Source organism: Microcoleus sp. Pol12B3 (assembly GCF_036701355.1).
GTDB lineage: Bacteria > Cyanobacteriota > Cyanobacteriia > Cyanobacteriales > Microcoleaceae > Microcoleus.
Genome location: NZ_JAUBQS010000043.1, coordinates 40,068 through 57,994 on the forward strand (window position 1 = coordinate 40,068; position 17,927 = coordinate 57,994).

Here is a 17,927-nt window from a genome sequence, read left to right on the forward strand (position 1 = left end):
AAACTAAAAATCCGGTTTGCGAGTGTATTCGTCCCTGCAAAACCCCAATATTTTCAGTAAAAACCAGGTTTTTTGCCTCCAGGACTCTCTAATGTTTAATTTCACACCGCGAGGCTAAAGCTTCAACAGCTTGGAGGAGTTGAGGAGGAGTCCAATTTGCAGTCAGGCCACTGGCGATCGCACAGGCTCCCGCGCCGACACCTTCTTTAACATAGCCGCGATCGTAAGCTTGCAGTTGCCCGTAGCGAGATCCAGCAAAACTTAGCTGCGCGGCCAACAGAGGCACACCGCCGATATCTTTAGCGAGTCCTACAGTGTCTCCTGTAGGGTCTTCTGCCACCCAGCGCGTAGTCCCTACCGCGACTTGTTCGGGACTCCATAGCAGAGCATATTCACGGGCTAAAGCTTGCATCAAAGCGTACACTGCCAGCATTTGCGTGCCCCCGGCCAGAAGCACCCCGCAAGTCCGACTCGCGGCGATCGCCATTGCCGCCACCACTATTTGCATCGGATCGCCCACCGCCGCTACCAATTCCAGGGGAGTGCTGTTTTTTCCGTTAATTTCCCACTCAGCATTATTGAGTCCCGCTGTCACCGCAGCCAATTTTTGAGCGTGATTGCAGCGAGGATGAGAACTGTTAACTTTGCCCGCCGCTGCAATACCCAAACCCATTAACACGCCCAAAGCAGTAGTCGTTCCCCCAACTACGCACTCTCCTAAAATTAAATAGCTGCCATTAGTTTGAGCAGCCAATTTAGCTCCCCAAATTAATCCTTGTTCGAGCAAATGTTTGACAGTTTCGAGTTCTAAAGCATTTCCAGAAATCACACACTTTGCCGGAGTGCCGCCCAAATCAATTGCAGGTACGGGAGGTGGGAGGGGCAAACCAGAATTAAATAGGTAAAGGGGAAGTTCCAAAGCTTCGACTACAGCGCGAGATATCAGTACCGGCGATGCACCCGCTTCTAGGGGCGGCAAAGGATATTGGGGCGAGGGTTGGGGGCCGTTATACAAAAATTCTGCATCGGCTAAACAAGTAAATTGTCGATCGTGCGGAGTTGCTCCTGCTGCTGAAATCCCCGGAATTAAGCCAGTAGCGGTAAATCCTAACACGCAGGCAAATATCGGTTTTCGTCCCCCATAGCGATCGAGCCACCGCTGGGCCTGTTCAATTTCTGTATAAATACCAATCATAGTTAGTCATTAGTTATTAGTCATCATTTATCCGTCAACAGTCAACAGTCAACAGTCAACAATTCCCAATAACTACTCTTCATAATCAATCAAAACTTGCACCCAGCTTGGCGGCCGCGGAATTGGATTTCCCAAACGATCTAATAGCAGCAAAGCTACTAAATGCACTACAAATAAATAGACAATATTGTTAACCAAAATCATCCCGGCGGCGATCGCCCCAATTGTGTTCAAACTCGGTACATTAAGCCAGCCCAGCTTCACAAACACCCATTCCACCATCTCTGTTACCTGGGCGGTTACGTAAACCCATAGATCTTGACCCACCAACGCTGACAGCAGCCAAAACCGAAAAAAGAAGCCGACAGTACCAATTAGCGCGCCCACACTAATAGAGAGCGACCAACTCGCTTTGCGCCTCCAAAGTCCTCCCAGCGCAACTCCCATAATTCCAAAAGGCATCACGTATAAAATGCTCCGCGTCGGGCCCATCAGTACCGATAGCAGCAAACCCGATACCAAAGATGCCATCCAAGCTGCTCGGTTGCCCCAACGCAAGTAAACTAGGGCGATGGGTATGGGGAAAAAAACCCGCAGCAAAGGCCCTAGCGGAAAGTAATAATTTACCAGCCAAATTAAGCTAGCGGTACTTGCCAAAAAAGCCGTTTCTACCAGCCTTAAAGGCGCTTCCCCAGAGGTGCGCTTCTCCCGATCGGGATTGGTGCGATCGCCAGCCATTGCTGAAATATCGGCGGTTTGTGGCTCGTTATTTGTATTGGGTGAACTACCCGAATTAGAGGCAGCATCTGCTGACAAAAAATCACTCATCCGATTTTAGATTTTAGATTTTAGATTTTACGGGACTTGCGCTCAATACGGCTGATTCCCGATGTTAGATTTTAGATTTTAGATTTTAGATTTTACGGGACTTGCGCCCGATACGGCTGATTCCCGGTTTCAGTGTTTGGATGCCTCGCCACCAAATTTAATATTGCTCGCAGAAACCCGGTTTAGGTAGGAACGCAAGTCTTATGTTAGATGGATTTTCTCAGCCAAAATTTTCAGCAGGATTATTTATTTTTCGATTTTGACTTCCTGGATTACCAAAACCGAACAAGATGCGTGGTGAACTACATAATTACTGACGCTGCCGAGGAAAGCTTCTGCGAACCCCGTGCGGCCGCGCCTCCCCAACACTATTAAATCTGCGCCCCAATTTTCGGCGGATTCACAGATACAATGCCCCGGATCTCCGTCCATTTTGCAGTCAAATTCCACCTGCAATCCTTTTTTTGCTGCGGCGTCGCAGTAATTTTTTAGCAAACCCGAAGCGTGTTTTACATCGCTTTCCAGCCGCAAACGTTGAGCTTGATAAGCTTGATCCATTAACTCGACATTCATTCCCAAATCTACTGGAATTGGTACTGCCGTCTGACCCACCGTGCTCACAGTAACGCAGTTAAATAGCATTACCTGGGCGCTATCGCTCAGAGCTAATTCTAAAGCTTGAGTGAAGACGCGGTGGCCAAGTTCAGAATCATCTAAGGCGGCGAAAATTTTCTTAAAACTCACAGCTTTACCTCCTGCGTGAAATCATTAATATCAGTTAGTTAACAGAGAGTGCTTTTGAATTAGAAGCAATAAAAGCAACCTCTGATACTTCTAGACTAACAGACGCTCTAAGGCGTGCAGGTCGGGAATGCACAAAACGTCACGTTCGCGCTGAATAGTTCCTTTTTTTTCCAGCTTGCTCAGCACTCGCGTTACTGTTTCGCGAGCCAGCCCGCTGAGGCTGCTTAATTCTCTGTGTGGCAGGTTCGGTATTTCTGTACCTCCTGTTTCCAAGATTTTTTTGCCTTGCCCCTCGGCCAAAAATAAGAGAATATCTGCTACTCGCGAGGTACTGTCGGACTCTCGCAAACGCAGGCGGCGGTTGACTTGTCGCAGGCGCCTGGCCATTAGTTGAGCTAGCCGAATACCTGCTAGCGGCTCGGTATGAATAAGCTGCACAAAATCCTGAGATGGCATATTACCGATCAGTGTCGGGGCTAGGGTGATCACATCTGTCGATCGCGGTGCTTCTTCGATCGCGGCCATTTCCCCGAATAATTCTCCTTTCCCTAAAATATTCAGTGTTACTTCTTTTCCGTCTAGGTTGTAGGTGCGAATTTTCACCCAACCATCCAATATAAAATACACTGATGTTCCCCAGTCATTTTCGAGTAAAATCACTTGATTTGACGGATGACTGCGGGTAACGATGTGGACAGTTGCTCTCTCGATTACAGAATCGGGTAATCCTGCAAAAAAAGGAGTAGAAACTATCAATTGATTTATATTAGAATTCGGATCTCGGGTGTTAAAGCGGTCTTCCATGAGGCCATCATTTTAATTTATGCGCTTGAGCTGCGCTGGGCAGTTACAAATAGCTTGCAGCCGAGTCATTGGATTTGAGATTCAAGATTTGAGAAACAAGGATCTAAAATCAAGGATCTAAAATCGGAAATTTTACCTCTAAAGTTTTGCGGTCAAAGGCTCAATATGGGAATTAATAGCCTCAAGCTCTGATTGGGAGCTAGAAACTAAAAAATATACCATAATTTTTTAGATATATACCACTGAGCAAATTTTATTAACAAAATTTTAGCAATGTGGCAAACCACTGAGCCGATCGAATTACCTTTGAAAGCACTTCGCGAAGACAAGCTTAACACTGCTGAGAGATTTGTTGTCACTAGGCCCTGCTGTCGAGAAGGTAGAATCCACGAGTACAAGCCTGCAAGCAAGGTAGAGAGCTACCAAATCCGAGCAACTACCTAGAACCTGGCAAATGTCAGCACGATCGGCAAAATCCACAGCCATTGCGAGCCTAAAGACTGGCGCTCTTGGCGAGCTAAACCCACCCACTTCCCAGCAAACTTTTCTGCTACCCCAAAATTATTGTACCATTAGTATCTAGCCATGAATATAGATAAAAGGCTATGATAAAAGGTTACTCAAACCCAGTCTACGGGTACAATCCCCAATCTCGGTATCCCAAAGCCCAAATTGTTTGAGGTTTTTTCCAAGTCGGTGAAAAATGAACAGACACTGGCGCGCCACCATGCTAATGAAACTCGCGGTGACAGTGTGCGGCCCGCCGTTCAAGCAGGTGAAGGCAAAAGTTCGTCGGGCTCGCAGCTATTCCGAGCAGGAATCAGCCTCCGGGCAGGGAAACTCGGCCCTGAGTCGCAGAATTTGAAAGCACTTGGAATTGATAGAAGCGGGCATTTGGTGCGGAAGTACCGACTAACCTATCATAGGCAATAGAAGCGCTCCGAAGGCAAAAGGTTAATTAACAGTTGTCAGAAAATATTAGTAAATTATTGACGGACTCGCATTCAGATTATTCTATCTATTGGCATCGCTGCCGCCTGACTTCAGTCTTTTGTCGGTAAAGTTTCTCCCAAGCCGCATTCCCAGAGGTTCCGCCCTTGAATTCTCAGAAGTACAAAATTCAAGCACTGATTGCTGAGATAGACGAGGTACTCAGCAAGCCCGCACCCCGCTTGCCTTGGACGGGTTCGATAGATACTGTCCACCAGCGCCAACTTTTAGAGCGAGTGCGCGCTTATCTGGTTTCCTCAGACTCAAAGCTAACAGTCCCAAAGGCCCCCGCCCGCCCAAATGTGCCCCCGCAACCAGTTCCAGTGCCCAAAGTGCCTCTGCCCGCCCCTCGCCCCTCAGCTGCAGAGCAAATCATGCTTGCCGTAACCGGAGAAATCAGCCATCTGCGTTCAAGCCTGACAGGGCCGCTCCAAGAAGACATAGAAGCTTTGCGGCAAGAGCAGCAAGCTCTAATTCAAGAAATCAAACAGCTAGAAGCAAAACGGCAGCAGCAACAATCCCTAGCTCAACAACAAGCCAACCAACAGCAAATCATTGCTGAATTCTTGCAGGTACTAACTGCCCGCTTGGAAGAAACCTTGACTAGCAATTTCTCCCAAATTCTAAGTTCGCTAGAAAATCAGTTATTGCAAAGCAGCGCAGCACCATACTCTTTGGGCAGTGCGCCTGATGAACAGTCGGCTATTGATGTCACACTGAACCGACAAACCTCAGAAGAACACCCGCTGCTGACGCCGGCTCAGAGATTGGAGCAAATGCAACTGTTCCAATCTCGTGCTGACAGTCTGCTGATGAGTCTCGATTCTAGGATGGCTATCGTGTTCGAGGCTTTGCAAGCAAATCTGCAAAGCTATCAAGCTTCCTTGAGACAAGAACTCGAAAATATGTACGGTTTGAGCCAGCAGAGCGAGGCGATGTTCGCAGCTTTGTTCAACCATTTGGCTTCACAGTTGGGGCGAGAAGCATCTTCCTACGTTCAACAGCCGATCGATTTAGCAAATAATCTCGAAACCGTCACCCCAACCGCAGCCGATCGATCTCCTATCGCTCCCGCCCTTTCAAATACTCCAGAGACTCTGGCGGGAGAATCGGTGCAGGAAATTCGGACCGGCGAATTCGGAGACCAAGACAGATTTCCCTATGCCGGTACAGAAATTTCTCCGCAATTCAGAAAGTTGAGGCGCGACCGCGACCGCATTCAATCCCCAAGTTTGCTCCCGGATGGGGAAGATAATGTGTTGGGTGATACACCCGAAATATCTCGAAATGCAACTCGGTTTACTGGCGGTGAATTGGATAACAGGGTAACAGAAACAGACGAAGAAGTTGATGACTTGTATGCAAGCTTGTTCGCTGGAGAAGCGGTTCCTGAAGTAGAATTACAAATAGAAACTTTTCCGGTAGAAAATAATGTAATTGAGACAAAAAGAGAAGGCTTAGAATATCAAGCAGCGACGGATAATGAAAATGCAGAATCGATAAAATTGACTGAAGATTTGTTTGTAAATCTACTGGATGAAAGCGAATCTCTGGAAGAGATTTTAGTAGAGGAAAATTCAGAATTTGTAATGCGGAATTCTGTAGAGCGTCTAACTTTAGATAGTGCAGATTTATTTCAACCGCAAGAGGCAACAGTACCTCCAGTTTCAGAAGCATCACCCTCAACTGCTGAGGTGCAAATTGACGCGGACGATCGAGAAAATATAGAAACGGGTCAAAACATCAGCGAGCAGTTCGGCGCTACAGTGCCTCAATCAACAGCTTCGCCGTTGACAACGCCTGTAGAAATTAGCCCTCGCCGACCCAGTGCCACGCCCGCTGTACCAAGTGTCGGTGACTCGCAAACTGGCGAGTTCGACTCATCCTCGCAGCGGCTAGATGATGGGTACATCCAAGCTTCGCCGGACGAGGATTTGCTGCCGGTGGAGACATTAGAAGATGACCTCGATCGAGATCTAAATCTGGACAACAATACTCTCGAACTTTTGGAGGCAGACCTCTACAATCTGGAGGGATTGGAAAATACTAGCTCCCGGCGATCGAATTTCTCAGCCGCTAACAGCTTGGATTTATCGGCGAGTTCTCCCGATGACATTGCAAAAAATCCCTTTGCCGAGGCCGCAGATGAAGAACTCGGAACGCTGGAGGATTTGTTCTCCGATGTGTTGGAACTTTCATCTGATGATGAACCCTTTGTTTTGGAAAACGAACTTGAGGATGATTTGTTTGCGGAGGAAGACGAGTCGAATTTGACGCTAGACGAGATTTTGGCTAGTTTGACCGAGACCGATCGCCCTTCGACTGATTCTTCCCCTCCAGAAACTGCCGAAACTAACGAACTGCGATCGAGTCCTCCAGAAAGTCAAAAAAAAAACTAATTTCGATAGAGAGTAAAGCAGGAGTTGTTGAGGGGAAAACCGATTTTAGCGAGTTTGCCGGGATACAGCAGCAAGACTCGGCTGGGTATTCTGCAGCAGATGCGATCGCCCCATCCCGAAAAGGCCGGAATTCTAGCTGGTATTTGGGCATTGATTTTGGTTCCAGCGGCCTGTCTGCAGCTTTGCTCGATCGCACCAGCGGCCAGTTGCACCCAATTTACTGGGAAGCGTCGCAGGTTGAGCCTTGGGCAGCAGACGCCAGCTTTCGGGTTCCCTCGGCTGCAGTGCTGGCGGAAACAGCCCCAGGAAGCCCAGGGTCAGAGGTGACAGTCAAGTCGGTGGGATTCCGACCTCAGCCTTTGGCTGCAGGAGAATTTTTACTGGAAAATTTTAAATTGCCTTTAAAGGTGGGCATTCCTTATCAGCGGAAGGCTGCTGGGATGTACGAACCGCTGTTGCAGTGGTTGCCCTTGCAGGCTTTTTCGATCGCCTTGCCGCTGCAAAGTGTGCGGGCACTGCTGGCTACTTTGAATCCGAGTTTGCGGGGAGAAAAATTTGACGGATCGGGGGAAGTTTTGGATTCTGCACCAAGGGAGATTTTTGCAGGATTGCCAGTTTCCAATTTAATCTCTAGGGCTTCGGGACTAACGCCAGAAACTCTCGATGCGGCGCTTTTAGACTTGCAGGGTGTCATTTTGGGGACTCCAGCGGGCTGGTCGGATGTTTATATGTTTAATCTGCGGGAGGCGGTTTTGGGCGCGTCTTTGGTGGCTTCGGGTTCGCAAATTTTTGTGGTGGAAGATGCGATCGCCACTTTGCTGGCTGCTGTAACTCCTGTGAACAATGGCATGGAAGTCGAGTCGTCAGCCGTGGATTCTGCTAATGACTCAGAAGAAGCTGCACCGCTGAGTGTGAATGCTTCATCTTTTAGCGGGGGAACTTTGATTTTGAATGCGGGGGCGGCGACGGTGGAATTAGCTTTAGTTGAGTTGCCGTCGAATCTTCAAGATTTAACTCGTGCTGATTTTACTTGCCAGAGTTTTAGTTTTGCTGGCGATGCTTTCGATCAGGATATTATCTGTCAGTTGTTGGCTAAAAATGAAACTTGGGGAATGTCGATCGATTTGCCACGTCCGGGGCATCCAGATTTGCCGAGTCGCTATCAATTGCAGCAGCGGTTACAAGGTTCTGCTTTTGGCCTGCAATTGTTAGAAGCAGCAAGGCAAATAAAAGTTATTTTGCAACATCAAAAAAGTTTTGCTTTGGATATTGACCAGCAGCATTGGGATGTGAAGCGCAAAGATTTGGAAAGTCTGGTTTTAGTGCCTTTTGTGCAGCAGTTAAACCGCGAATTGAATGCTTTGCTCAGCCGCGCGGGAATGTCGCCGGCGGGGATTAATCAGGCGATTTGTGCGGGTGGTATGGGTGCTTGGCCTGCGATCGCCCGCTGGTTGCGGCAGAAGTTGCCGAATGCGATCGTAGTTCAAGACCACGAATTGCAGGTCGATCGAGATATTTTTGAGATTCACAATTCTGCATTAAATTCTGTATCTCAAAGTACCAATTTTTCTAAAAAATTTGGTCGAGTTGCCTGCGGGTTGGCGAGTTTGGCTCTATATCCTCACATTTTGGATGTGTCGCAGCAGCAGTACAGCGACTTTTTTCTGCTGTGGGAATTAATGCAGGTTTTGGGTGAGGAAACTTTGAGCTTTCAGGAAATTTTGCAGTTGTTGGAACGTCAGGGCGTGAATACCCGCACCTGCGAACCCCGGATTTTGCGGATTTTGGAAGGAAATTTGCCGGCGGGACTTGTGCCTGCGGAGGAAGATTTCATGCTGTTGGCCGAGGAGTCTAGACAAAATCCTGATTGGGAAGCAATTTTGGCTGAGCCGCTGTTCTTTGAAGATGTCTCGCGGGGTTATCGTTTAAATCTCGAACACGCCTCTGTTGTCCGCGAATATTTAGGCAAACTCGCCTCTAGCAGCCAGCAAAAATTGTTAGAGCCGCTAACACTTGCTTGGGATGTTGGCACCGATATTTATCGCTAAACGGCAACAAACCCGGTTTCTCAGTAGAATCCTCCCTGTCTTTTGGGAAGAGTCCTAGTCGAAACCAGGTTTTTTTTGCGTCCAGGAGTAACTTTTTTCTGTAAATTTACGTAACTTTATATAAACTTTATACGTTCTTATAAAAAACACATAGAAACTTTATACATTTTTAAAGATTGTGCAAACCTCAGCATTTCAGGCTCTGCAGATTTGGGATGGCTAATAAGATGGAGGTAAGAGATCGTTAAAGTTGAGACAAATCATATGAAATTTCCGATGGGTGCCTCGTGGAAATCATCATTATCAGAAATGCTGTCCTTATTTTTTCAAGAATTTACTTACAGAGTCTGTGTATCAAAAAAACAGCATCACCGATCCGTAACTAGCAAGGTAAAACGGTTAATCGATATTTTGGGCTCGCTGCTGGGACTGGCAATTGCTGCTGCGGTGGCGGTGCCGGTGGCAGTGGCGATGCTATTGGACAATCCGGGTCCGCTGCTTTACAGTCAAGTCCGCTGCGGCTTCAAAGGGCGGCTTTTCAGAATGTGGAAATTTCGATCGATGGTTGTCGGTGCAGAAAACCTCAAACATTTAGTTAGGAACCAAGCCAATGGTCACATTTTTAAGAATGAAAATGACCCGCGAATTACCCGCGTCGGCCGCTTCTTGCGGTGCACGAGTTTGGACGAGTTGCCTCAATTCTGGAACGTGTTAGTCGGTGACATGAGTTTGGTGGGAACTAGGCCGCCAACTCCTGATGAAGTTGCTGCCTATGACGATTTTCACTGGCAACGTTTAAATGTCAAACCCGGTATGACTGGGGAGTGGCAAGTCAACGGACGGTCTGGAGTTAAAGACTTTGACGAGATTGTACTCATGGATCTCGACTATCAGCGCAAGTGGTCTGTTGTTTACGACATCACTCTGATTTGCCAAACAATTTGGGTTGTCTTCAGTAAAAACGGTGCGTGTTAATAGACTTGCTGTTTCGGGGTGTTTTTGGATTTTAAATTTTAGGCCAAACCGGGGATGAAATAGTTGGAAACTGATTAAATATATGTTAATAGAATTAGCGCTTGGTGATGCTTACGGTGCGGGTTTTGAATTTGTTGACCAGCAGACGATCGAAATGTACAACAATCTCAACGGCTACATCAAGCATCCCCGTCACGATATCCAGCCTGGATGTTACACGGACGATACGCAGATGAGTTTAGCCGTCGCAGAAGCTATCGTCAGCCGAGAACCTTGGACACCGGAACTTTTAGCCAGCAAATTTGTTGCAGCTTTTCACCGCGATCGGCGATTTGGTTATGCTGGTAAATTTTACAATTTTTTGCTACAAGTTCAAGACGGAAAAGAATTCTTAAAAAAAATTCACTCCGCTAGCGATAAAAGCGGATCTGCGATGCGAGCAGGTCCTATTGGCATTTTTCCTACTATTGAAAAAGTCATCGAAAATGCTACCGTTCAAGCTGCAATTACTCACAACACTCCTGATGGCATTAATGCAGCTATAGCAGCAGCCTTGATGTCCCATTACTTTATTTATCAGCTAGGTTTAAAGAAGAATTTGGGAAACTTTCTAGAAAAGCACGTAGCTGGTGAGTGGTCGATACCTTGGCAAGGAGAAGTCAGCGTTAAAGGTTTGGTCTGTGTTAAAGCAGCTATTACTGCGGTCATGCGAAACGATAGTATGAGCAAACTTCTCCAAGATTGCATTGCCTTTTCGGGAGATGTCGATACAGTAGCAACTATTGCTTTAGCTGCTGGTTCCTGTAGCAGTGAAATTGCCCAAGACCTGCCAGAAAATTTGGTACAAGGATTAGAAAATCAATCTTACGGCAGAGATTATATCATAGAACTGGATCGACAGTTAATGAATTGCGCGATCGACTTCTGACTTCTTCCTGAGATAGGTTACATTCGTTAAATACCTTACACTGTTTCGTTGGCTAAATTCTTTATATGAAGATTAAGATCAACTGTCACAAATAGCGTTAAATTTTATGTAGGTAGTTGCGCTTGAGGGTTCTTTCCTAAACTAAGAGCGCTAAAGCCCAACTACATACCTTTGTTTAATTTTCCAGTTTGCCTTAGTCCTATCTATTATGAATTTGCCTAATCTGATTACTTTTTCTCGCTTGCTGGGAGTACCTTTCCTGCTCTACGGTTTGTACGACCCAAGCGCTCAAAGCCGCTGGATTTGCACCGCGATTTTTGTGGTAGCTGCGGCTACTGATTGGCTGGACGGCTATTTGGCTAGGAAGCTGAATCAAATTACCGATTTGGGTAAGTTTCTCGATCCTTTGGTGGATAAATTATTGATTCTCGCGCCGCTTTTAGTGTTGATTGAGTTGGGTAGAGTCCCGGCTTGGGGAGTGTTTTTGATTTTGGGAAGAGAGTTGACAATTGCGGGGTGGCGTGTTAATAAAACTACGATTTCGGGAGCTAATATTTGGGGGAAGTTGAAGACGGTGAGTCAGATTGTGGCGATCGCACTTTTAATTGCTCCTCTGTCTGAAGCGTGGAATTTTCCCGCAGTAATTGCTTTTTGGGTTTCTGTGGCTTTAACTTTGATTTCTGGCGCTATTTATCTGTGGCCGGAAAAGAATGCTGAGCTTGACAAAGCCTAGTTCGTCGTTATTCCTTATTCTGTTGAATATAAAATCTAAAATCCAATGAACTTAGGGATTCGGGCTAAATTATTGGCTAGCTTTGGAGCTTTGATAGCCTTACTCGCAGGTGTGGGGTTTGTTGGTTGGCGAAACACAGTTGAACTAGCCGAAGATGCGGAGAAATTGTACACATATCAAGTTAAGGGGACAGTTGCTTTAGCCAACGCCGAGTCGGCTTTGTGGAAGCTTCGTTACGGCTTCCCCCAGTTTATAGTTCAACCAGAAAAGCGATCGGAAATTTTGGCGCAAGAGCCACAGTTATACAAAATAATTGACGATAGCCTGCGAGAATATGCTAAAGGTGAACTCACAGCGGAAGAGCAAGCAGCTTTCAAAAAAGTGCAAGATATTTATCAAAGGTATGTTGCAGCTAGACCTAAGTGGTTTGAGTTGCAGCAAGCAGGCAAAGTTAAGGAAGCAGCAGAGTATCGCGCAGCTACGACAACTCCCTTCGGTGCCGAAACAGTTAATAACTTTTCAGCACTAATCGACCTTCAGCGAAAAGTCGGCGCAACAAAACACGATCAAATTGAAGCGAAGATTGGGCATTTGACCGTCCTGCTACTGCTTACTCTCATCTTCGCTTTGTTGTCCGCAGCATCCCTGACTGCGATCGTCAGCAGTGAGATTGTTAACCCAATAGTACAATCTGTGAGGAAGATTGTCTCTTCTTCAACGCAAATCGCCGCCGCCGTGGCTCAGCAGGAACACACTGTGTCTCAACAAGCTAATGCTGTGAATCAAACGACTGCGACGATGAATGAGTTAGGTGTTGCTTCGGGACTTTCAGCCAAGCAAGCAGAAGCATCAGCAGTCTCGGCTCATCAAGCGCTAACACTAGCTGATTCCGGTAATAAATCCGTAGAAAATACCATGAAGGGGATAGTAACTATTCAAGAAAAAGTAGGAGCGATCACCAAACAGATTACCTATTTGAGCGACAATGCTGTTAAAATTGGTGGAATTTCTGACCTAGTAGCCGATATCGCTAACCAAACCAATATGCTGGCTCTCAATGCCACAGTCGAAGCAGTCCGTGCTGGCGAAAATGGTAAGGGTTTTGCTGTAGTTGCGACAGAAATTCGCCGACTAGCTGAGGAAAGCAAAAAATCAGCCGAGAAAATTAATACTCTGGTGACAGAAATTAAAGTGGCGATCGACCATACGGTGATAGTAACGAATGAAGGAGCAAAAACAGCGGAGCAAGGTATTAAACAAGCTCAAGGGACAACAGAAATTTTTGCGGGTGTAGCAGATGCGATCGACACAGTATTTTTGAACAACAAACAGATTTCTCTGAATGCTAACCAACAGGCGGTCGCAATTCAACAAGTGCTTGAGGCGATGAACAATGTTAATTTAGGAGCAACAGAAACTGGGAGTAGTCTTGCTCAAGTTAAACTCAGTACGCAACTCCTCAACGAAACCGCAGAAGAACTTAAAAAGCTATCTTAGCATCAGGAATAATGCGCTTCGGCTGCGCGAGCAGTCAAGTCTCGGTTCCTGAGCGAAGTAGAAGGTCAGGGTAAAAAGAAATAAGAGGGGGTACGAGGGTACCGCCCTACAACAACAGGTTTCTGCGAGATTGTTTCGATTTAATAATGACTCCCAGATTTCCGGTAGTGCACCGCTGTAACCCCGTCATTTTTCAGCAAATGACCGTTTTCAACCGCCGCATAAACTACCCAGTGATCGCCACATTCCATCCGACTTATCACTTCGCATTCCAGATAAGCTAGAGCATCAGTCAAAACTGGACAGCCGTTGCTAGCTTCCATTGTTTCGACTCCCGCAAATCTGTCTTCTCCCGGAGCAAAGTTTTTCATGAAATACTTCCGCAACTGTCGCCCTTCGGCTAAGATATTCAGCACAAACTTATCTCCGGCGTACATCAAAGCTTCGATCGATCGATCTTTTGCCACCGCAATCGTCACACCGGGCGGATTAAACGTTGCTTGCGACACCCAGGAAGCAAGCATCGCACTGCTAACCTCCCCCCGCTTCGCCGAGAGTACGCACAGCGAACCAACCAATCTCCCTACTGCTTGTTCAGTGCGATCGCTCCCTGCTGCTAACTGCGGTTTCGGTGCCCGCAATTTTTGCGCTCGAATCAAAGCTTGAGCAAAATCTGTTCCCGCTTCTTTGCACTCGTGAATCGTCGCCGCCGTCGGCTTGAATTTGGCTCGAATCGGCTCAAATCCAATTCGATAGCCAGCATCTTTCAGCTTGTTTTCCACTAAATCGATCGCCTCTCCACTCCAGCCAAAAGAACCGAAAACCCCCGCTAATTTGCTCTTAGTTGCGGTAGATAAAACAATTCCCAAAGCTGTTTGAATTTGCGTCGGAGCGTGTCCTGCTAGGGTGGGAGTTCCGATGATAAATCCCGCGCATTTTTCGATCGCCTCTTTAATTTCTCCCGGTTCGGCAAATTCGCAGTTGATACTTTCCACCGCAACGCCGGCTTTAGTAATTCCTTTGGCGATCGCCTGCGCTAAAGTAGCCGTATTTCCGTAAGCCGAAGCATAAATCAAAGCAACTGTCAAGTCTTTTGAATTTTGTTGCTGGCTCCATTCCCGATACAAATTGCTCAGTTCATTAAGGCCGTAACGGACGATCGGGCCGTGACCGGGAGCATAAAATGCTGTTGGTAAATCGGCTAATTTATCCATTGCGGCCAGCACTTGTTTTGCCTGAGATGCGTGCAGGGAATCGTAATAATAGCGCCGATCTTCGCTGTAAACGCTCCACCCTTCATCGAATACTTGGTCGCCGCAAACGTGAGCTCCAAATAGTTTGTCTGTGAACACAACTCGAGTTTGCGGATCGTAGGTGCAAAGTTCATCAGGCCAGCGAGGAGTCGGAGTCGCGATGAATTTTAAGGCGTGACCTTTTCCTAAGTTGAGAGTTTCTTCTCCCCGAACGATCAGAATGTTTAATTCTTGGTCGGGAAAAGCGGCTCGTAAACTAATTGCGGCGGGATTGGTGCAAACCAAAGCTACTTGAGGAGCTAATTCTAACAGAGCTTTAATTGTGACTGACCTGTTAGCATTGAAATGCCCCAAAATTATGTAATCCAGCTTGGTCAAGTCCACCCGTTTCTGCAAAAATTCCAGGTAATTTTGAGTAAAAGATTCCCCGGGCGGGTCGAACAAAGCTGTTTTGTCAGCTTGAATAATATAGCTATTGGCTGTCGTACCCTTTTGCAGCGAATACTCGACTTCAAATTTGAGTCGATCCCAAGTGCGCGATCGCACAATAAAAGTATCGAGTGCGATCGGGATAAACTGCACGTCGCGGGGTTTGGTATCAGAAGCCAGTCTTGGAGTCAAAGTGTTAGTCATTAATTGCACCTATGAGAAACTGAACTACAGAACTTCTTTTGATTTCGTGCCAAAACTTGGTATCTACAATGTCAAACCTTGCACCTCTACCCTGTAAATTGGTATCCAGGTCAGTCAGAAATTCCCTGGTTTTCAAATCATCCCCAATTTGGATAAAGCTGACTCCAATTTCTTCATCTTTCTCTATTTTATTTGCCGCACTTACAAGAATTTCAGCGACTGCAGCGGTATTTTCTGGTTTTTGATCTAGGACTGCAACAATTATTGCTCCTTTCTTCCCTTTGCCATCTGTTTTGTTGGCGAAATAATCGCTAAAACTTGCTTTAAGAGCTTCTTCCAAATTAATTGCAGTCGGCTTTGCTGAATCCGGTTCCGTATTTTGTCGCTGCAAAATTTCAGCTAACCGGGCAACATTGGAATTTTTATACTTCCACATAGGAGTAGAAGCTTCGTAAAGAGTGATGCCGTCGGTGTCAAATTCCTGACATTTTTTTGCTAAGTCTATCAGAGATGCCTGTGCTTCTACCCATTCCTCGTACCAAGGATGTTGGGCGTCTCGGCTGGCATCGCTTCTGGCAATAATAATTGTGTAATCTCGGTCTTCTAAAAGATTGGCAGGCATTGGCAATTCCCCTAGTTAAAATGCAGTCAAAATGACAACGGTTTGCCCGGTAAGGTGCTTAGATTGCACCCTACTTTGAGAGCCTGGTAAGGTGCTGAGGTTGCACCTTACTTTGAGAGTCGCTGCGTAAAAGAAATCACGTTTCTTCCCTGAGAAAGAGTCCGTTAAATCCGTTCAACCCCCCGTACACCGATCGTTGCCGAACTTGCTTCCTAATAGTGATTTCCGACCTTGCGGTGGTGAACGGCAGGCAGTGCATCGGGATTGGAGACGCGGCCGCTATCGACGATCGCATATACGATATGATGATCCGAAAGTTCCATCCGGCTGACAACTTCGCACTCCATGTAAGCCAAAGCCTCTGTCAAAATCGGAGAACCGTTGGTTGCGGGTTGAGTTTTAACTCCGGCAAATCGATCGGCACCAGGAGCAAAACGCTTTAAAAAGTGCCTCATCAAAGTTTGATAATTGCCTTCTTCCAGCACGTTGAGAACAAATTTATCTCCCGCGTGCATCATCGATTCAATCGCCCGATCCTTCGCAACTGCTATTGTTAAACCCAGCGGTTTAAAGCTAGCTTGAGTTACCCAAGAAGCTAGCATCGCACCGCTAACCTCGCCTTTTTGAGCGGTAATGATGTACAGTCCGCCGCTGATTCGTCCCAAAGCTTTATCGAGGTCGCTGTCGAGGGATTTCATCTGTTTGACTGCTTTGTCCCGCGTCAGCCACTGTCCTAAGTCAGTGCCGGCTTCGTCGCAAAGTTGATAACTCGCTTCAGTCGGTGATTCTTTAATTAAAATGTTGGGAAATGCTTCTTTTAAACCCAACTCTTTGAACTTGTTTCTCAGCGGGTAAATAGATACGTCATCGCCACCGCCGGATTCGCACAAACCGAAAGATTGTTTGTTGTTAGCAGCAACTAAAACTGTGTTGATGGCAGCTTCGGCATTCGCAGCAGCAGTACCGCTACTCGGCGGCGAACAAATTACGATACCGGCAGCATTACCGACAAGTTCCGCAACTTCTTGCAAGTCGGCGATTCTCAAATCCATCATTTCCACGGCGACACCGGTTTTGGTGATACCGTGGGCGATCGCTTGGCTGAGTCGATCGCTAAATCCGTAGTCGGAGGTGTAAAATACCGCTACAGTAGTTTCTGCCTTAGCTTGTGCTTGGCTCCACTTTTTGTAGCGTCCCGTAAGTTCCACAACATTGTGCCGCAGCAAGGGCCCGTGACCGGTCGCAACTGTACCGATTTCTCCCAACTCTGCCATCCGCTTCATCGCAGCGAGTACCGATCGAGCGTTGGGAGCCATCAAACACTCATAATAAAAGTGGTAATCTTCCTCAACTGCTGCTAAATCGTCATCGAAGGTGCTGTCGGAACAGTAGTGCATCCCGAAAGCATCGCAGGTAAACAGCACTTGAGTTTTGCTGTCGTAGCTGAAAATAGTATCAGGCCAGTGCAAGTTCGGGGCCGATACAAATTCGATAATGTGGCCGTTTCCTAAATCTAGTTTGTCCCCATTTTTGACTACCAATCTTTCAAATGGTTGGTGTACAAGATTTTCTAAAAATTGAATTGCTACTTTCGCCCCCACTACAATCGCTTGGGGTGCCAGCGCCAACACGTCTTTGACTAAACCGCTGTGGTCTGGTTCGGTGTGGCTGATAATTAGATAGTCAATCTCTTTGGGGTCAATTTCGCCCGTCAGAGTTTCCATGTACTGCTGGCGAAACTTCTCGTGCGAGGTATCGACGAGGGCGGTTTTGTCACCGCGAATGATGAATGAGTTGTAAGTTGTACCGTTTTTGAGTCCGAATTCGATGTCAAAGCGGTCTCTATCCCAGTCCAGGCATCGAATTGCCGTTGTGTCAGGGGCAATTTCGACTTTTTCCACCGTCAATCTGCGTTGGACTCGTTCAGTCAGCGCTACCATCAGTGCCTCCTTGTCTTTTACCCATTACCTTATTCTTTTCATTCTGACACGTTTCTTTTGTAAATCTTTATAAAATTTCTTATGAGGCTGTTAAGTATCCCAAAATTTATGGCGTAAGGCAGTTCGGCAACAAAGCACTGTACGGGATGTAACGGATTTGAGGAAGAAGGAAAATTCAATAAAATCAATTTTGGGTCTACAAACAGTTGACAATAAACTTGTCTCTGTGGTAATAAAACTGAGTTCAAGTGGTTCGGCGATATTAAAGTCGGCGACACTCTCACGAGCGCCGCCGCTCTCCAAAACCGTGCGTGAAAATTTCTCTTCACACGGCTCCT

Annotated in this window: 15 protein-coding genes; 7 read left to right on the forward strand and 8 right to left on the reverse strand. The window is 46.7% G+C overall.

Annotated features, from left to right (window positions below; translation table 11 throughout):
* Positions 1–88 precede the first annotated feature (88 nt).
* The 4 genes from cobT to QUA53_RS20210 all read right to left on the reverse strand — a co-directional run bounded on the left by cobT (position 89) and on the right by QUA53_RS20210 (position 3,571).
* Positions 89–1,195 (reverse strand): nicotinate mononucleotide-dependent phosphoribosyltransferase CobT, encoded by a 1,107-nt coding sequence (gene cobT / locus QUA53_RS20195; RefSeq protein ID WP_333099431.1) that lies wholly within the window; start codon positions 1,193–1,195, stop codon positions 89–91.
* A 72-nt stretch (positions 1,196–1,267) separates the two neighbouring features.
* Positions 1,268–2,023: a DUF2232 domain-containing protein gene (locus QUA53_RS20200; protein ID WP_333099433.1), complete on the reverse strand. Its 756-nt coding sequence runs from the start codon at positions 2,021–2,023 to the stop codon at positions 1,268–1,270.
* A gap of 246 nt (positions 2,024–2,269) precedes the next feature.
* Entirely contained in the window at positions 2,270–2,767 is a 498-nt protein-coding gene (locus tag QUA53_RS20205; RefSeq protein WP_333099435.1) for a universal stress protein, read from the reverse strand.
* A gap of 90 nt (positions 2,768–2,857) precedes the next feature.
* The gene (locus QUA53_RS20210; RefSeq protein ID WP_333099436.1) at positions 2,858–3,571 is read right to left on the reverse strand and encodes a Crp/Fnr family transcriptional regulator; all 714 of its coding nucleotides are present in this window, start codon (positions 3,569–3,571) and stop codon (positions 2,858–2,860) included.
* A 703-nt stretch (positions 3,572–4,274) separates the two neighbouring features.
* On the opposite strand from QUA53_RS20210, the gene QUA53_RS20215 reads away from it, so the two are divergent.
* From QUA53_RS20215 to QUA53_RS20245, 7 genes are all read left to right on the forward strand, one after another.
* On the forward strand, positions 4,275–4,436 hold the full coding sequence (locus tag QUA53_RS20215) for a hypothetical protein (RefSeq protein ID WP_333099439.1): 162 nt from the start codon (positions 4,275–4,277) through the stop codon (positions 4,434–4,436).
* A gap of 232 nt (positions 4,437–4,668) precedes the next feature.
* Positions 4,669–6,960 carry a hypothetical protein gene (locus tag QUA53_RS20220; protein WP_333099441.1) on the forward strand — a complete coding sequence of 764 codons (2,292 nt, stop codon included), beginning with the start codon at positions 4,669–4,671 and terminating at the stop codon, positions 6,958–6,960.
* Between the two features lie 143 nt (positions 6,961–7,103).
* Positions 7,104–9,008, forward strand: coding sequence for a hypothetical protein (locus QUA53_RS20225; protein ID WP_333099442.1), 1,905 nt, complete (start codon positions 7,104–7,106; stop codon positions 9,006–9,008).
* A gap of 309 nt (positions 9,009–9,317) precedes the next feature.
* Positions 9,318–9,983: a sugar transferase gene (locus QUA53_RS20230; protein ID WP_333220826.1), complete on the forward strand. Its 666-nt coding sequence runs from the start codon at positions 9,318–9,320 to the stop codon at positions 9,981–9,983.
* Positions 9,984–10,065: 82 nt separating this feature from the next.
* Positions 10,066–10,911 (forward strand): ADP-ribosylglycohydrolase family protein, encoded by an 846-nt coding sequence (locus QUA53_RS20235; RefSeq protein ID WP_333099444.1) that lies wholly within the window; start codon positions 10,066–10,068, stop codon positions 10,909–10,911.
* 208 nt (positions 10,912–11,119) lie between these two features.
* Positions 11,120–11,644 carry a CDP-diacylglycerol--glycerol-3-phosphate 3-phosphatidyltransferase gene (pgsA, locus tag QUA53_RS20240; protein WP_333099445.1) on the forward strand — a complete coding sequence of 175 codons (525 nt, stop codon included), beginning with the start codon at positions 11,120–11,122 and terminating at the stop codon, positions 11,642–11,644.
* Positions 11,645–11,689: 45 nt separating this feature from the next.
* Positions 11,690–13,141, forward strand: a complete 1,452-nt coding sequence (locus QUA53_RS20245) for a methyl-accepting chemotaxis protein (protein ID WP_333099446.1) — start codon at positions 11,690–11,692, stop codon at positions 13,139–13,141.
* Between the two features lie 140 nt (positions 13,142–13,281).
* Here QUA53_RS20245 and QUA53_RS20250 read toward each other — a convergent pair whose 3' ends face one another.
* The 4 genes from QUA53_RS20250 to QUA53_RS20265 form a co-directional block, all read right to left on the reverse strand.
* Entirely contained in the window at positions 13,282–15,027 is a 1,746-nt protein-coding gene (locus QUA53_RS20250; protein WP_333099447.1) for a diflavin flavoprotein, read from the reverse strand.
* Positions 15,020–15,649: a hypothetical protein gene (locus tag QUA53_RS20255; protein WP_333099448.1), complete on the reverse strand. Its 630-nt coding sequence runs from the start codon at positions 15,647–15,649 to the stop codon at positions 15,020–15,022. The genes QUA53_RS20250 and QUA53_RS20255 overlap by 8 nt, the downstream gene beginning before the upstream one ends.
* Positions 15,650–15,861: 212 nt before the next feature.
* Complete coding sequence (locus QUA53_RS20260) at positions 15,862–17,589, reverse strand: diflavin flavoprotein (RefSeq protein ID WP_333099450.1); 1,728 nt, start codon at positions 17,587–17,589, stop codon at positions 15,862–15,864.
* 90 nt (positions 17,590–17,679) lie between these two features.
* Positions 17,680–17,927: hypothetical protein (locus QUA53_RS20265; RefSeq protein WP_333099451.1), on the reverse strand; the 248-nt coding region annotated here is incomplete at its 5' end.

What these genes read in the sequence shown, in the direction of transcription:
- cobT (WP_333099431.1), bottom strand. Translation starts at nt 1,195, where the DNA reads ATGATTGGTATTTATACAGAAATTGAACAGGCCCAGCGGTGGCTCGAT.
- QUA53_RS20200 (WP_333099433.1), bottom strand. Translation starts at nt 2,023, where the DNA reads ATGAGTGATTTTTTGTCAGCAGATGCTGCCTCTAATTCGGGTAGTTCA.
- QUA53_RS20210 (WP_333099436.1), bottom strand. Translation starts at nt 3,571, where the DNA reads ATGGAAGACCGCTTTAACACCCGAGATCCGAATTCTAATATAAATCAA.
- QUA53_RS20215 (WP_333099439.1), top strand. Translation starts at nt 4,275, where the DNA reads ATGAACAGACACTGGCGCGCCACCATGCTAATGAAACTCGCGGTGACA.
- QUA53_RS20230 (WP_333220826.1), top strand. Translation starts at nt 9,318, where the DNA reads ATGCTGTCCTTATTTTTTCAAGAATTTACTTACAGAGTCTGTGTATCA.
- QUA53_RS20235 (WP_333099444.1), top strand. Translation starts at nt 10,066, where the DNA reads ATGTTAATAGAATTAGCGCTTGGTGATGCTTACGGTGCGGGTTTTGAA.
- pgsA (WP_333099445.1), top strand. Translation starts at nt 11,120, where the DNA reads ATGAATTTGCCTAATCTGATTACTTTTTCTCGCTTGCTGGGAGTACCT.
- QUA53_RS20245 (WP_333099446.1), top strand. Translation starts at nt 11,690, where the DNA reads ATGAACTTAGGGATTCGGGCTAAATTATTGGCTAGCTTTGGAGCTTTG.
- QUA53_RS20250 (WP_333099447.1), bottom strand. Translation starts at nt 15,027, where the DNA reads ATGACTAACACTTTGACTCCAAGACTGGCTTCTGATACCAAACCCCGC.
- QUA53_RS20255 (WP_333099448.1), bottom strand. Translation starts at nt 15,649, where the DNA reads ATGCCTGCCAATCTTTTAGAAGACCGAGATTACACAATTATTATTGCC.
- QUA53_RS20260 (WP_333099450.1), bottom strand. Translation starts at nt 17,589, where the DNA reads ATGGTAGCGCTGACTGAACGAGTCCAACGCAGATTGACGGTGGAAAAA.